Here is a 311-nt window from a genome sequence, read left to right on the forward strand (position 1 = left end):
TTAACGTTCGCGGCGAAGCCGCGCTAGCCTTTGACGGCTCCGGCGGAGAGTCCTTTGACGAAGAACTTCATTGAGAACAGGAAGATGATCAGCAGTGGCACTGAAGAGATCGCGTAGCCGGCCATGAGTTGGCCGTATTGTTTGACGTATTCGCCATCGAGTCGGAAGAGGCCGACGGGGATGGTGAGCAGTTGATCGTCACGCAGCAGCAAGAGTGGCAGGATGGTGTTGTTCCAGGAGCCGAGGAAGTCCATGATGCAGGTGACCGAGATAATGGACGCGGACAGCGGCAGGATGATGTGGCGGATCTG

Annotated in this window: 1 pseudogene; it reads right to left on the reverse strand. The window is 56.9% G+C overall.

From position 1 onward, the window contains the following. Window positions 1-23: 23 nt before the first annotated feature. Window positions 24-311: pseudogene (locus QEH52_RS20455) on the reverse strand (carbohydrate ABC transporter permease); the annotation flags it as partial.

It is taken from the genome of Thalassobacterium maritimum (genome assembly GCF_031127805.1).
In the GTDB taxonomy this organism is placed as follows: domain Bacteria; phylum Verrucomicrobiota; class Verrucomicrobiia; order Opitutales; family Coraliomargaritaceae; genus Thalassobacterium; species Thalassobacterium maritimum.